The sequence below is a fragment of the Conchiformibius kuhniae DSM 17694 genome (assembly GCF_000428785.1).
Lineage (GTDB): Bacteria > Pseudomonadota > Gammaproteobacteria > Burkholderiales > Neisseriaceae > Conchiformibius > Conchiformibius kuhniae.
On record NZ_AUAP01000012.1, the window covers coordinates 40,994 to 54,384 of the forward strand.

General features: G+C 58.0%; 13 protein-coding genes and 1 tRNA gene. 7 read left to right on the top strand and 7 right to left on the bottom strand.

Features of this window, described 5'->3' with window-relative positions:
• Positions 1-475 precede the first annotated feature (475 nt).
• On the top strand, positions 476-1,729 hold the full coding sequence (locus G392_RS0105800; protein ID WP_034334534.1) for an NRAMP family divalent metal transporter: 1,254 nt from the start codon (positions 476-478) through the stop codon (positions 1,727-1,729).
• On the opposite strand, the gene G392_RS0105805 is transcribed toward G392_RS0105800, so the two are convergent.
• Both G392_RS0105805 and pgi read right to left on the bottom strand, forming a co-directional pair.
• A complete protein-coding gene (locus G392_RS0105805; RefSeq protein WP_156900823.1) occupies positions 1,730-1,948 on the bottom strand; it encodes a hypothetical protein in 219 nt (72 codons plus the stop codon).
• Between the two features lie 50 nt (positions 1,949-1,998).
• Positions 1,999-3,666, bottom strand: coding sequence for a glucose-6-phosphate isomerase (gene pgi / locus G392_RS0105810; protein WP_027009482.1), 1,668 nt, complete (start codon positions 3,664-3,666; stop codon positions 1,999-2,001).
• Between the two features lie 64 nt (positions 3,667-3,730).
• On the opposite strand from pgi, the gene G392_RS0105815 reads away from it, so the two are divergent.
• Complete coding sequence (locus G392_RS0105815) at positions 3,731-3,946, top strand: hypothetical protein (protein ID WP_027009483.1); 216 nt, start codon at positions 3,731-3,733, stop codon at positions 3,944-3,946.
• 42 nt (positions 3,947-3,988) lie between these two features.
• Here G392_RS0105815 and G392_RS0105820 read toward each other — a convergent pair.
• The 3 genes from G392_RS0105820 to G392_RS0105830 all read right to left on the bottom strand — a co-directional run bounded on the left by G392_RS0105820 (position 3,989) and on the right by G392_RS0105830 (position 5,487).
• A tRNA-Lys gene (locus tag G392_RS0105820) sits at positions 3,989-4,064 on the bottom strand.
• Between the two features lie 81 nt (positions 4,065-4,145).
• Positions 4,146-4,793 (bottom strand): hypothetical protein, encoded by a 648-nt coding sequence (locus G392_RS0105825; protein ID WP_027009484.1) that lies wholly within the window; start codon positions 4,791-4,793, stop codon positions 4,146-4,148.
• Positions 4,794-4,875: 82 nt separating this feature from the next.
• The gene (locus G392_RS0105830) at positions 4,876-5,487 is read right to left on the bottom strand and encodes a BON domain-containing protein (protein WP_027009485.1); all 612 of its coding nucleotides are present in this window, start codon (positions 5,485-5,487) and stop codon (positions 4,876-4,878) included.
• A 276-nt stretch (positions 5,488-5,763) separates the two neighbouring features.
• Between G392_RS0105830 and G392_RS0105835 the strand changes: the two genes are divergently transcribed.
• A complete protein-coding gene (locus G392_RS0105835) occupies positions 5,764-6,534 on the top strand; it encodes an amino acid ABC transporter permease (protein WP_027009486.1) in 771 nt (256 codons plus the stop codon).
• Positions 6,535-6,628: 94 nt separating this feature from the next.
• Here G392_RS0105835 and zwf read toward each other — a convergent pair whose 3' ends face one another.
• Positions 6,629-7,996 (bottom strand): glucose-6-phosphate dehydrogenase, encoded by a 1,368-nt coding sequence (gene zwf / locus G392_RS0105840; protein ID WP_027009487.1) that lies wholly within the window; start codon positions 7,994-7,996, stop codon positions 6,629-6,631.
• A 10-nt stretch (positions 7,997-8,006) separates the two neighbouring features.
• Complete coding sequence (gene ubiM, locus G392_RS0105845; protein WP_034334536.1) at positions 8,007-9,185, bottom strand: 5-demethoxyubiquinol-8 5-hydroxylase UbiM; 1,179 nt, start codon at positions 9,183-9,185, stop codon at positions 8,007-8,009.
• A 167-nt stretch (positions 9,186-9,352) separates the two neighbouring features.
• Here ubiM and rbfA point away from each other — a divergent pair, with 167 nt between their 5' ends.
• The 4 genes from rbfA to G392_RS0105865 all read left to right on the top strand — a co-directional run bounded on the left by rbfA (position 9,353) and on the right by G392_RS0105865 (position 13,384).
• Positions 9,353-9,724 carry a 30S ribosome-binding factor RbfA gene (gene rbfA, locus G392_RS0105850; protein WP_027009489.1) on the top strand — a complete coding sequence of 124 codons (372 nt, stop codon included), beginning with the start codon at positions 9,353-9,355 and terminating at the stop codon, positions 9,722-9,724.
• A 227-nt stretch (positions 9,725-9,951) separates the two neighbouring features.
• Positions 9,952-10,593 carry a thiamine diphosphokinase gene (locus G392_RS0105855; protein ID WP_027009490.1) on the top strand — a complete coding sequence of 214 codons (642 nt, stop codon included), beginning with the start codon at positions 9,952-9,954 and terminating at the stop codon, positions 10,591-10,593.
• Positions 10,594-10,601: 8 nt separating this feature from the next.
• A complete protein-coding gene (locus G392_RS0105860) occupies positions 10,602-11,567 on the top strand; it encodes a glycosyl transferase family 90 (protein WP_034334538.1) in 966 nt (321 codons plus the stop codon).
• Positions 11,567-13,384, top strand: coding sequence for an LTA synthase family protein (locus G392_RS0105865; RefSeq protein WP_342663303.1), 1,818 nt, complete (start codon positions 11,567-11,569; stop codon positions 13,382-13,384). The genes G392_RS0105860 and G392_RS0105865 overlap by 1 nt, the downstream gene beginning before the upstream one ends.
• Positions 13,385-13,391: the final 7 nt, after the last annotated feature.

Consider the following 13,391-nt stretch of genomic DNA (forward strand, 5'->3'; position numbering starts at 1 on the left):
TTCGCTGAAAACATTTTTGTTGAAAACCGCATTTTGCACAGAATTTGTTCTAACGCATATTTATGGCAGAGCGCGTTTGTTTTTTACGCCGACACCGAACGGCGGCGCGGCAAACGGCATATACGATACGGTTTTGTTCCGTTTATTGTCATTTATGACACCTGTCCGGCACCAAAGCACGGCGCGGCACACGCACCCCGAAATCACACCACCCGAATAATCATTCCATAAAAAACAAATAGATTGTTTGCAATAAGAAGTGTGAAAATGCCCGAATTGCCCGCCAAACGGCGTGCCAAAACCCCGCCGCCGGACGCATGGAGATGCGCCAAGCACCTGCCGTGCCACGCATGGGCGCACCGCCTTATGATTAACAAAACCTATCACCCCGACACACCGCCCCAACCCCGCACAAAAAACCAAGCATTTGAACAGCATCGGCTATAATCCGCCCTTTTCACAACAGGAAATTCTTATGGACACCCAACAACAAACCACACGCTGGCGGCAGCGTTTTCAGGCGATGGGGCCGGGCATCATGATGGCGTCGGCGGCGGTGGGCGGCTCGCACATCATCGCCTCCACCCAAGCGGGCGCACTCTACGGCTGGCAGCTTGCCTTGATTATCGTGCTGGCCAACCTGTTCAAATACCCGTTTTTCCGCTTTGCCCCGCAATACACACTGGCAACGGGCAAAAGCCTGCTGGAAGGCTATGCCGAACAAAACCGACTGTATTTGTGGCTGTTTTTCCTGCTCAACCTGTTTGCTACCGTGATTAACACGGCGGCGGTGGCGATGCTGTGCGCGGCGATTTTGAATTTCGTGCTGCCCGCCACCCTGACGGTGAACACCTTGGCAGGGCTGGTGTTGGCAACCTCAGTCGCCCTGCTGCTGCTCGCGCCCTACCGCACGGTGGACAACGTTTCCAAAATCATCATGATTAGCCTGACCTTAACCACCGGCGCGGCGGTGCTTGCGGCGGCCGCCAACGGCAACGGCACACCCGCAGCCGATTTTGTCGCGCCCAGCCCATGGAACATGGCATCACTGGCATTCATTGTCGCACTGATGGGCTGGATGCCCGCACCGATTGAAATTTCCGTCATCAACTCGCTGTGGGTGTCTGCCAAACGCACCTTGAGCAAAGTCCGCTACGAAGACGGCTTGTTCGACTTCAATGTGGGCTACATCGGCACAGCATTGTTGGCATTGGTGTTTTTGGCATTGGGCGCATTGGTGCAATACGGCACGGGTACGGAAGTGAAAACGGCGGGCGGCGCCTACATCGGGCAACTGATTGACATGTACGCCGCCACCATCGGCGAATGGTCGCGCTGGCTGGTGGCGTTTATCGCCTTTGCCTGCATGTACGGCACCACGCTCACCGTGATTGACGGCTACTCGCGCAGCAATATGGAAGCCCTGCGCCTGATTGCGGGCTGGCACAAAACCTCCAACCGCATGCTGACGGCGTGGATTGCCTTTGCCGCACTGTCGGGATTGGGCGTGATTGTGTTTTTCAAAGGCGCGGTGATGGCGATGCTGAAATTTGCCATGATTGCTTCGTTTGTGAGTACGCCCGTGTTTGCGTGGCTGAACCTGACTTTGGTGCGGCAGGGCGGCGAACACGCGCCCAAACCTTGGCTGATGGCGTTGGCGTGGTTGGGTTTGGCGTATTTGAGCGGATTTGCGGTGCTGTTTTTGTTGCAGCAAACGGGTGTTTTATAGTTAGGGCACGCCATCAATTGACCGATACAACCCTGTACCGTCATTCCCGCGAATGCGGGAATCCAAGTCGAAGCGCAACAAACTCTGATAAAATATCGCTTGCAGGTCATCAGACGGTGGATTCCCGCCTACGCGGGAATGACGGCGTATTTTTATATTATACTGATTTTCAGTAGAAAAATTTAAATGATGACACACCCCATGTTCTTTCATTTTCATACGGCACCGGTTTGCCTTGTATAGAAAACAAATCACATCAACCACATACATCAAAACAAATGGCAGGTGCCGTCCGTTTCGCAATTGGCGCGGCGGTAAAGCCGAATCAGCCGCATGGTGGAAGCATCGTGCGGCTGCGCCGCCAAAGTGCCGTTCAGCTCCGCCAACACCGTTCCTGCCAACTGCTTACCCAATTCCACTCCCCATTGGTCGAAGCTGTTGATGCCCCACACCACGCCTTGCACAAACACCTTGTGTTCGTACAGCGCCACCAGCGAGCCCATATTCAACGGGTCGATTTTGTCCAGCAAAATCATATTAGTGGGGCGGTTGCCCGAAAAGACTTTGTGCGGCACCAGCGCATCGGCTGCCGCTTCGTCCATGCCTTGCGCCAACAGCTCCGCCCGTGCTTCGGCGGCGGTTTTGCCGCGCATAAACGCTTCGGCTTGGGCAAACACATTGCTGAGCAAAATCTCGTGGTGTCCGGGCAGGTTGCCCTGCTTGTCCAGCGACACAATCAAATCGGCAGGTGTCAGGTGCGTGCCTTGATGCAGCAGTTGGAAAAAAGCGTGCTGCCCGTTGATGCCCGTTTCGCCCCACACAATCGGGCCGGTGGCATATCCGGCAAGCGTGCCGTCTTTGCGCGTTTGCTTGCCGTTGGACTCCATGTCCAACTGCTGGATAAATTTGGGAAAACGGTGCAAAAGCTGGTCGTAGGGCGCAATCAGGTGCGTGGACGCGCCGTAAAAATTGATGTACCAGATGCCCAGCATCGCCAACACCACAGGCATATTGCGCGCCAAAGGCGCACAGGCGAAATGTTCGTCCATCAGTTGCGCCCCTTCCAGCATTTTGACGAAGTTGTCTTCGCCCAAATACAGCATAATCGGCAAGCCGATGGCAGACCACAGGCTGTAGCGTCCGCCCACCCAATCCCAAAATTCAAACATGTGCGCGGTGTCGATGCCGAACGCCGCCACCGCTTCATGGTTGGTGGACACGGCAACAAAATGTTTGGCAATGTCTGCCTCCCCCGCCCCGCGCAAAAACCATTCGCGGGCGGTTTTGGCATTGGTGAGGGTTTCCTGCGTGGTGAAGGTTTTGGAGGCAATCACAAACAGGGTGGTGGCGGGGTGGACTTTTGCCAGCACGCCCGCCAACTGCATGCCGTCCACATTGGAAACAAAGTGCATGTTCAAGCGCGGATGTCCGTAGGGCTTGAGCGCGGAACACATCATCAGGGGGCCCAAATCCGAGCCGCCGATGCCGATATTGACCACATCGGTAATCACCTGACCGGTATGCCCCAGCCACTGCCCGCTCCGCACGGCATGGGCAAAACGCCCCATTTTCGCCAGCACCGCGTGAATTTTCGGCATCACGTTTTCGCCGTCCGTGCAAACGGGCGCATCGCCGCGCCGGCGCAATGCGGTGTGCAGGGCGGCGCGTTGTTCGGTGGTGTTGATTTTTTCGCCGCCAAACATCGCCGCCCTTTGTTCCGGCACGCCGCTTTGTTCCGCCAACTCGGTCAAATGGCGCAGAATCGTGTCGTTAATGCGGTTTTTGGCAAAATCCAAGTGAATCCCGCCCACGTCCAGCCAATAACGCTCGGCGCGCTGCGGGTCTTGCGCGAACCAATCGCGCATGTGCGTGCGGCAAGTTTCGCGGTAATCCTGCGCCAACTGCTGCCACGCGGGCAAATCGGTGGGGTGGGACATGGCATTTTCCTGACAAAAATATAAGGACATACACTATAATCGCGCTTTTTCGGAATGTAAACCCATGTGGCATATTGTGCTGATTGGCTATGTTTTCACCACCATGATGTTTGCACTGGCGCAGCCGGGCATTGCCAGAAAACTGATTTATTTGATGTTTTTCACCGTTTTGCCAACGGTGTTTTCGGTGTGGGTGGCACTGGTGCGCCGCCGCAACCGCTTGATGAAGCTGGAAGATGCGCGACAAAATACCGAAAATCGGGAAAATCGGGCGCAATAGAACGGAAAACAAGCCCTGACAACCGTCAGGGCTTGCTGTGTTTGGTGGGTCGTGAGCGATTCGAACGCTCGACCAACGGATTAAAAGTCCGCTGCTCTACCGACTGAGCTAACGACCCGCGAAAAAGTAAATTCTAGTCTTTCGCGGCAAAAATGTCAATACCCGCTCGACAAAAACCGCCAAGCATCTGTTTGAAAAATCAAAACAGGGCGTCGATGGCTTCGGTTTGGCGGTTGTTTTGCGCGGGACGGACGGGGGTGAGTTCACGCTCGCCCGAAGAAGCTTGGCTTTGGCGGGACGGACGGCTGTTGCCCGAATCGCTGTTGCGGTTGCGCGGCGGCAGGGGGCGTTCGCGCGGCACATTGACCGGCTCGAGCGCAACTTCGCCGCCGGTGTTTTGGCTGCGTTGCGAACGTGTGTTTTGTGCCGCTTCGGCGTTGGCGGTTTCGCGGGGCGGGCGCTTCGGACGCGGTTTGCGCGGCACCTGCTGCCCGCCGGTGAGGGCGCGGGTATTGACGGGCGGCAGCGCGGCAGCCGAGTCGGCATTGAGCGCGCTGGCGGCGGCTTCGGCTTCTTTGCGGCGGTCGGGGTCGGCCGGCGCGGAGGCGGCTTCAGCACCCGGATTGGCGGTGGCAACGGTTACCGGACGGCCGTCCGGCGACATCGCCTCCACCGGCGCGGCCGATGCGCCGTTTTCCTGCTGCACGATGGCCGCCGTACGCTTGGGCGTGCGGGTAACTTCAAAATAAACCAAAGCCATCAACGCACTGACAATAAGCGTCCCCAATGCCAGCAATCCGAGCAGGATGTTGCCGAAGGTGAATTTGGAATTGGTGTGGTTCGACATAAAATTTCCGTTCAGACCGTGCCGTAACCGTTTGCCCGCCCGATGCCCGCGCCAAAGGCGGCAAAGGGACGGCGCACGGCGGTCAATAAGGCGATTCGGTATAGTTTTCGTACAGGGTAACCACGCTGATGACGCCCGGCGTGGTGCTGACGCGCTGGTTCACCGCAGCCTGCTGCTCGGGGCTGAGCATGCCCATCACATAGGTTACGCCCGCATAAGTTACCACCTTGACGTGTCCGGGATAAACGCCCTGCACGTTCAACAAATTGGCGCGAACCCGTGCGGTAATCGAAGTATCGTTGCTGATGTCGGCGGCGGTGCGGGCGGTGGTGGCGACATTGATGTGGTTGTACACGGCGGCGGCGCTGCGCTCGGCACGGGCGATGCGCTCGACCGTTTGACGGTCTGCCTGCGTTGCCACCTGACCGAGCAGCAGCAGACGGCGGTTGTAGCTGACCACCGACACCGAAGGCTTGAACCCGCCGTAGCTGTTGCGGCGCAAAATCGCCTGCGCCTTGCTTTTCACATGCAGTTCCATCACTTGGTCGTCGGCCTGCGAGCCTGCCGAACGCCGGTCGGTAATTGAAGAAGCGGCCAGCCCGCCGCCGATAAGGGCTGCGGCACAACCGCTCAGGCCGGCCGCGACCAAAGTCGCCAAAATAGCGGTTTGCAAACCTGTTTTCCACGGTCTCATGCGGGAGACTCCTTATATTTGGTTGGGGAGTGGTTAAAGACAAAAACGGGCGGCAACGCCCGACCGCTTCGATTTTAACGTTTTTTGGCAGTCTATGCACATGATTTCTGCCATTTGTCCGTTTGCAAGACGCGTTTGCGGCGCGGATTTCGCCCCAAACGGTTTATTTTTTCTCTCAAGGGCGACATTTGCGGTAAAATAAGCCGCTTTTGCCCGACCGTTTAGCCGAGCGCGGGCAAACTGTTCCGTTTAACCCGACCGGAGAAGCATCGCCTTATGGATTTTGTTGTCAATTGGTTTGCCGAAACCTTCCCGCGCCTGTACGAATACCGCCTGATGTTCGTCTTCGGCGCACTCACCACACTGGGCATCACGGTGGCATCGGTGTTCGGCGGCACGGTATTGGGGCTGTTTGGCGCACTGGCGCGGATTGCCCGCACCGAAAAAGGCGGCCCCGCCCTGCGCGCGGGCGCGTGGCTGCTGCGGACGCTGTCGGGCATCTACGTTACCCTGTTTCGCGGCACGCCCCTGTTCGTACAAATTTTTATCTGGTATTTCGTTTGGCTCGCCGCCCTGATACACCCCAACCACGGCTTGCTGATTAGCGGCGATTTGGCATCGGAGCTGCGGCGCAACCACGGCGCACTGATTGCGGGCGTATTGGCACTCACCGTCAATGCTGGCGCCTACATTACCGAAATCATCCGCGCCGGCATTCAGTCCATCGACAAAGGACAAATGGAAGCGGCGCGTTCTTTGGGTTTGAGCTACGCCCAAGCCATGCGTTACGTGATTCTGCCGCAAGCCCTGCGGCGCATGCTGCCGCCCTTTGCCAACGAATTCATCACCCTGCTCAAAGACAGCTCCCTGCTCTCGGCGATTGCGGTGGCGGAGCTGGCATACGTGCAAAGAACCATTTCCGGACGCTATTCCGTGTATGACGAACCGCTTTATGCCGTTGCCCTGATTTATCTGCTGCTCACCATGCTGCTGGGCTGGCTGTTTGCCGTATTGGAGAAAAAATACGGCATGAAACAGCATCATTAGGGCGTGTCATCAATCGACTGAAAAACACGGCACCGTCATTCCCGCCCACGCGGGAATGACGGTATTTGCTTTTCCGGTCAATTGACGACACACCCTAAAACGGCAGCCACACATCGCCGTTACGCGCGGTCAGCGCATCGGCTGCCGCCGCGCCCCAACTGCCGACAGGATAAATCTGCGGAGCGGGCGCGGACGGCTCCTGCCAACGCGCCAATATCGGCGTTGCCCATGCCCACGCCGCTTCCAGCTCATCGCGGCGGTTGAACAATGCCAAACGTCCGCCAATCACCTCCAGCAGCAGGGTTTCATAGGCTTCCATGCGCCGTTCGGGCGACTGCGCCGCCAAGTCCAACACCATTTCACCCGTTTGCCCGCCGCCTGCCGCCACACGCAGGGAAACCGTTTCATCGGGTTGCAGCGACACGGTCAAACGGTTGGCACTTTGCCCGAACAGGGCGGCGGCGGGTTTGAAATCCACCACGATTTGCGCCAATTTTTGCGCCATGCACTTGCCGCTACGCAGGTAAAACGGCACGCCCGCCCAACGCGGACTGTCCGACACCACCTGTACGGCGGCAAAGGTTTCCGTGCGGCTGTCGGGAGCAACGGACGGCTCGGCGGTGTAGCCCGCATATTGTCCGCGCACGGCATAAATGTCTGCCTCGTGCGGCCGGTAAATCCGCAAACTGTTTAAAAACGCCAGCTTGGCATCGCGCACCGCATCGGCATCAGACGAAGCGGGACGCTCCATCGCGGTAAAGCACAGCATTTGCAGCAAATGGTTCTGCACCATGTCGCGCAACGCGCCCGTACGGTCGTAAAACGCGCCGCGCGTCCCCACGCCCAGCGTTTCCGCCACCGTGATTTGCACGGAACGGACACAGCCACTGTGCCAAACGGGTTCGAAAAACAGATTGTCAAAACGCAGGGGCAGCAGGCTTTGCAAAGCGGGTTTGCCCAAATAGTGGTCGATGCGGTAAATCTGCGCTTCAGGGAAATATCTGCCCACTTCCGCATTGATGTGGCGGGACGATGCCAAGTCGTGCCCCAAGGGCTTTTCCAGCACCACCCGCGCCCTGCTCAGCCCCGCTTGCGCCAAGCCGCGACAAACGGGGACGAACAAATCGGGCGCGGTGGAAAGATAGGCTATCGGCTGCACATCGGGGCGCACGGTTTGCGCCAATGCGGAAAACGCGTCTGTTTGCGACAAATCGGCGCTGATGTAATGCACGCGCCGCAAAAAAGCGTCCCAAGCGTGTCCGTCTTCGCGGGCAAGGGTTTCGTTCAGGCGTTGGCGGAAGCTGTGGTCGTTGCCCGCGCTGCGCCCGATGCCGATAATCCGCGCATCGGGGTGGAGCAGCCCGTGCGCGTGGGCGCGGTACAGTGCGGGAAACAGTTTGCGCAATGCCAAATCGCCGCTCGCGCCAAACAGCAGCAAATCAAAGTCGGGACGGGGAAGCATGGGTTTCCTATCAGCCAGTAAGCTGTTTGCTAATCAGTTTTTTCAGGGGGGGGAGGTTGTTGCTCAAGCGCAGTGCGGCACCGCGCAGCAGTTTGGCGGGCGCGGCGTCGTTGGTGAACAGTCCGACCATCGCGTTGGTGCCGTGATAAAGCGGGCGGGTGCGCAGTTGGTGGCGGAAGCTGTATTCTTCGAGCAGGGCGTCGGCACCGATGTCTTTGCCGCGCCGTTCCGCCTGCAAAATGCGTTTGGCAAGCAGGTCGGCACTTTCCAAGCCGAGATTGAAGCCGTGCGCGGTAACGGGGTGCATGCCCACCGCCGCATCGCCTATCAAGGCGGCGCGGGTGGCGTAAAAACGTTTGGCATGCACGCCCATCAGGGGGTAGCTGTGCACCGTGCCGGCAATTTCCATGTCGCCGAGCTTGCCGCGCAGCATGGTTTGTACCTGTTTGACCAATTCGGCGGGGGCGAGCGACAATAATTCGTGGGCGCGGGTGTTGGCAATGGTTACCACGCAATTGGTCAAATGGGTTTCCAAGGGCAGCAGCGCGAGCGTGCGCCCGTAGAAAAAGCATTCGCTGGCAGTGTGTTGGTTCGAGAGGCTGTGGCGGGTGCGGAAGACGATGACGGTGCGCCCGAAGTCGTGCAAATCGGCGGCAATGCCGAGCTGGCGGCGCGTTTGCGACATGCGGCTGTCGGCGGCAACCAGCAGGCGGGCGCGCAAGCTGGTGCCGTCTGCCAATTCGGCGGTGGCGGCGTGTTTGTCGGTACGCACGTTTTTCACGCCCGTGCCGCAACGCAGGACGACGTTGGCACATTCGGCAACCGCCTGATAAGCGGCACGGCGGATGTTGTGGTTGGACACCAAATTGCCCAAACGGTCGGTTTTGCCGCCGCGCGCGCGGGCAGGCTCGGGAAAATGCAGCGTATAATCGGACGTGCCGTTGTACACTTTGGCATCGCGCAAACGGTAAATTTCGTGTTCGGGAATGCGCCGCCAAATGTCCAGTTCGCGCAAAATGTCGCAGGAACGGTGGGTGAGCGCGATTTCGCGACCGTCATAAGGCGGGTGCTGCAACACTTCGGGGGGCGACTGCTCCAGCACGGTCAGGCGCAAACGGCTGCCGGCAAACTGCCGCGCAAACGCCAAACCCGCCGGCCCGCCGCCAATCACCAAAATATCGGTATCCATAAAAAACCTCACAGGGTGTGAACCACAACACGGGCAAAATGCCCCGACACGGCGTTGCGCCGCCAAACGCACTAATATAAAACGAAACGGCAAATCCCGCAACGTTGCCCCGCACAAAAGCGGTTATAATCGAATCATTCGTTTTTTTCGTTTTTTAAGGACACATTTTGAAAAAACACAACCGAAACTTCGCCCGCAGCGAGCGCGTGGGCGAGCAAATCATGCGCGAACTGGCGCAACTGCTGCGCGTGGGCTTGAAAGACCCGTGCGCGGGCGTGATTACCGTAAACGAAGTGCAGGTGAGCCGCGATTACAGCCATGCCACCGTTTATTACACCGTGCTGGACGCGGACAGCCGCGCCGACACCGCCGCCGCGCTGGAACGCGCCAAAGGCTTTTTGCGCAGCGAATTGTCCAAACGCATCACCGTGTTCCGCACGCCGGAGCTGCATTTTGTTTACGATGAATCGCTGGAGCGCGGCATGAATTTGTCGCAACTGATTGAGCAGGTGGCGGCGGAAAAACCCGTTGCCGATTAAACACGGGGCGTGTCATTATTTAAATTTTCCCGCTAAAAACCAATACAGTACAAAAATGCCGTCATTCCCGCGCAGGCGGGAATCCACTGCCAGATACCGGGCAAGCGATGTTTTTTTCAAAGTTGGCTTTACTTTGACTTGGATTCCCGCCTGCGCGGGAATGACGGTGCAGCATTTTTACAGTCAAATGAGGATACGCCCCAAACTGCCTGAAAAAGGACAACATTATGAAAACGCTGGTATTCTGCGCGGGCGCGGACAATCCCAATTTGTCCGTATTGCACACGCTGCCGCCCGATTTGCTGGTGGGCGTGGACGCGGGCGCGGCGCGTTTGGCGGCGGCGGGTTTCGCGCCCGATTGGGCGGTGGGCGATTTTGACAGTGCGCCACCGCCCGCCGTTTGCGCCAATGTGCTGCGTCTGCCGCACGAAAAAAACGACACCGATTTGGAAGCCGCGCTGCTGCATCTGCTGCCGAATTACCGCGTTGATGAAATTGAACAAATCGTCATCTTGGGTGCACTCGGTGCGGGGCGGCTCGACCATTTGCTCTGTAATGTCTGGCTGGCGCGGCAGCCGCGTTTTGCCGCGTGGCGCGAGAAATTTTATTTTACGGAACACGGCAGCAGCCTGCGTTTTCTCAACGCGGGCGAACACCGTATCCGCCGCGAAAAAAACAAACATTATCTTTCGTTTATCGGGCTGACCGCGCTGGCGGGGCTGACCCTGCGCGGCGTGCGTTATCCCCTGCACGGCGCGGATTACGCCTATCCGCCCGCCCTCATCAGCAATGAGTTTTTGGCGGACGAAATGGTTTGCGCGTTCCGCGAAGGGGTTTTGGCGGTGGTGCAGTCCGCAGACAGGTTTTAGGAATCGTCATGTTTTCATTCCGCCACAGCATTTATCACCGCCGTTGGCACAAATTTGCCTATTATCTGCGCCATGCCCACTTGGGCGCGCTGCCGCATGCTTGGCTGGCACGCAACGCCGATGCGGTGCTGGCGGAACTGCCGCGCTTGCCCGAAGCGCAACGGCAATACATCGGCGAACGCGCCGCCTATTGCAACCGTTTGCAGGGCATGCAGCCGCTTTCAGGCAGCCCGCAACGCATCGGCGCATTCCGCAAACGCGGGCATTCTGCCTATTTTTACGACTTGGCGGCGCTGCTGCGCTATTTTCCCGCCGGTACGCCGTTTGAATGCGTGTTCGGCGACGTGATTGACGTACCGCCGCAGCCCGCATTCGTCAAAAGCCGCCCCATTCACGGCGACAACGCCTGTTCCGTGCTGCTCAAACTCGACAGCGTACGCCATTTCTACACCGTTCCCGACCCCTACCGTTACGCCGACAAACACGATTCGCTGGTGTGGCGCGGTGCCGCGCATCAGACACAACGGCTGCGTTTTCTCGAGCGTTACCACGACCACCCGCTTTGCGATGTCGGCTGCGTCCACAAAAAATCGGCAGACCAACCCTATTTCCGTCCCTACCTCACCGTGGCGGAGCAACTGCGCCACCGCTTTGTGTTGAGCATTGAAGGCAACGACGTTGCCACCAATCTGAAATGGATTCTCGCCTCGCAATCCGTGTGCGTGATGACGCAGCCGCGCTACGAAACATGGCTGACGGAAGGACGTTTGCAGCCGCACGTCCACTATATCCCCTTGGCGGACGACTATTCGGATTTGAACGAAAAATTAAACTTCTACCGCGCCCGCCCCGAAGCGGCACAAAAAATCGTGGCGGCAGCGAACGCGTGGATGCGCCCTTTCGCCGATGCCAAAACCGAACTGCTGACGGCGCTGTTGGTGATGCGCCACTACTTTGAGCATACAACATGTTGATGATACGGATTTTTGCGGTGGCAGCATTGGCATTTGCCGCGCTGCGGACGGGCTTGTTTCTCGCCTACCGCGACCATTTCGCCGATGCTTCGCTGTGGCGGGCGTTGGCAACGGGGCTGCGGTTTGACGCGCAACTTATCACGCTGGCGTGTGCACCGTTTTTGCTCGTGCTGCTGCTGCCCGTTCCGCGATGGCAGACGGCGAAGCTGCGCCGTTTTTGCGCGTGGGCGTGCGGCGCGGTGTTGGCGGTGCTGTTCGGCGCGGCGTATGCGGACGCGGTGTATTTCGGCGAAGTCAATCGGCATCTTGGCGGCGAATTATTCAATATCGGCAACGATTTGGGCGAAATCCTGCAAACGGCGGGACAATCGCGGCTGACGGCAACGCTGGGCGGCACGGCGGCATTGCTCGGCTTGGCGTGGGCGTGGCGGCGTTGGGTGGCGGGCGCGGCGCGGGATTGTTCAGGCAGCCTGAAAAAATTAATTTCCATCAACCTCTTAACTTTATTGCTGCTGGCATTTTTGGGGCGCGGCATGGTGCTGCAAGGCAAACCCTTGAGCGCGATTGACGCCTTTGACGGCACCGGTCAGGCGCAAGCCAATCTTGCCCTGAACGGCGCCTTGTTGAGCATCAAAGCGTGGAAAGACCGAAACAACATCAAACCCTTACATTATCTGGACGAAGCGCAGATGCGCGGTTTCGCCGCACACAATCCGCAACCGTTTTTATACCGACCACAGGGCAAACCGTCCGGCAAAAACATCGTTTTTATCTTATTGGAAAGCTGGTCATACCACTATATTGATGCTTTGGCAGGGAAAAATTACGGCGTTACCCCGAATATGGACGCGCTGGCACGGCAAAGCCAAGTGTGGGACAACTTTTACGCGGCGGGACAGCGCAGCATCATCGGCATTCAGGCAGCCCTGACTTCCGTCCCCGCCCTGCCTGAACGCGAGCCGCTCGGCTTTGGGCTGGAATTGAACCGCATCAGCCGCATCGCCGAACTCGCGGGCGCACAAGGCTACCGCACGATTATGGCGCAATCGTCCAAACGCCGCTCATTTCACATGGACGGCATCGCTAAAGCCTTGGGTTTTCAGGAATATTACGGACAAGAAGACGTGCCTGTGCTGCGCGATTACGGTCAGGGCGTTCCCGCATTCGGCTGGGATTACGATACTTTGATGTTTTTGCACAAAAAATTAAACGAACAGCCGCAACGCCCGTTTTTCGCCTTTCTGTTTACCGGCACGACCCATGAGCCGTTTGCGGACGTTGGCGCGGAATTTCGTGCTTATCCGCATGATGCCAAAGGCGAAAACGGCTTTTTAAACACGCTCAAATACAGCGATTGGGCAGTGGGCGAATTTATGAAACACGCGCAAAAACAATCTTGGTATAACAATACCTTATTCGTGTTCGCCGCCGACCACACGCTCAACAGCGCGGTGCGCCACGAAAACGTGCGCGAGCGTTTTCATATCCCCTTGATTATTTTTGACCCGTCCGACCCGCAGCCGGTGCGCCACGCCCGCGAAAGCAGTCATTACGATTTGCTGCCGACTTTTGCCGATATTTTGGGCATCAGGCAGCCCGTTTACACCTTTGGCAGCAGCCTGTTGCGCCCCGATGCGCCGATTTTGCCGCTTATGCTCAATCAAGGCGAAAGCACCGCCATGCTGCACGATGGCGAAACGGCGGAATTTCAAGGAAAACAACTGATTTCAGGCACGCCCTCGCCCGCGCTGGAACTTTTGCAGGCGCGGATGCAAAGCGCGGACGGCAAATTGCGCGAAAACCGTTGGGCGGAGTAAGCACAAT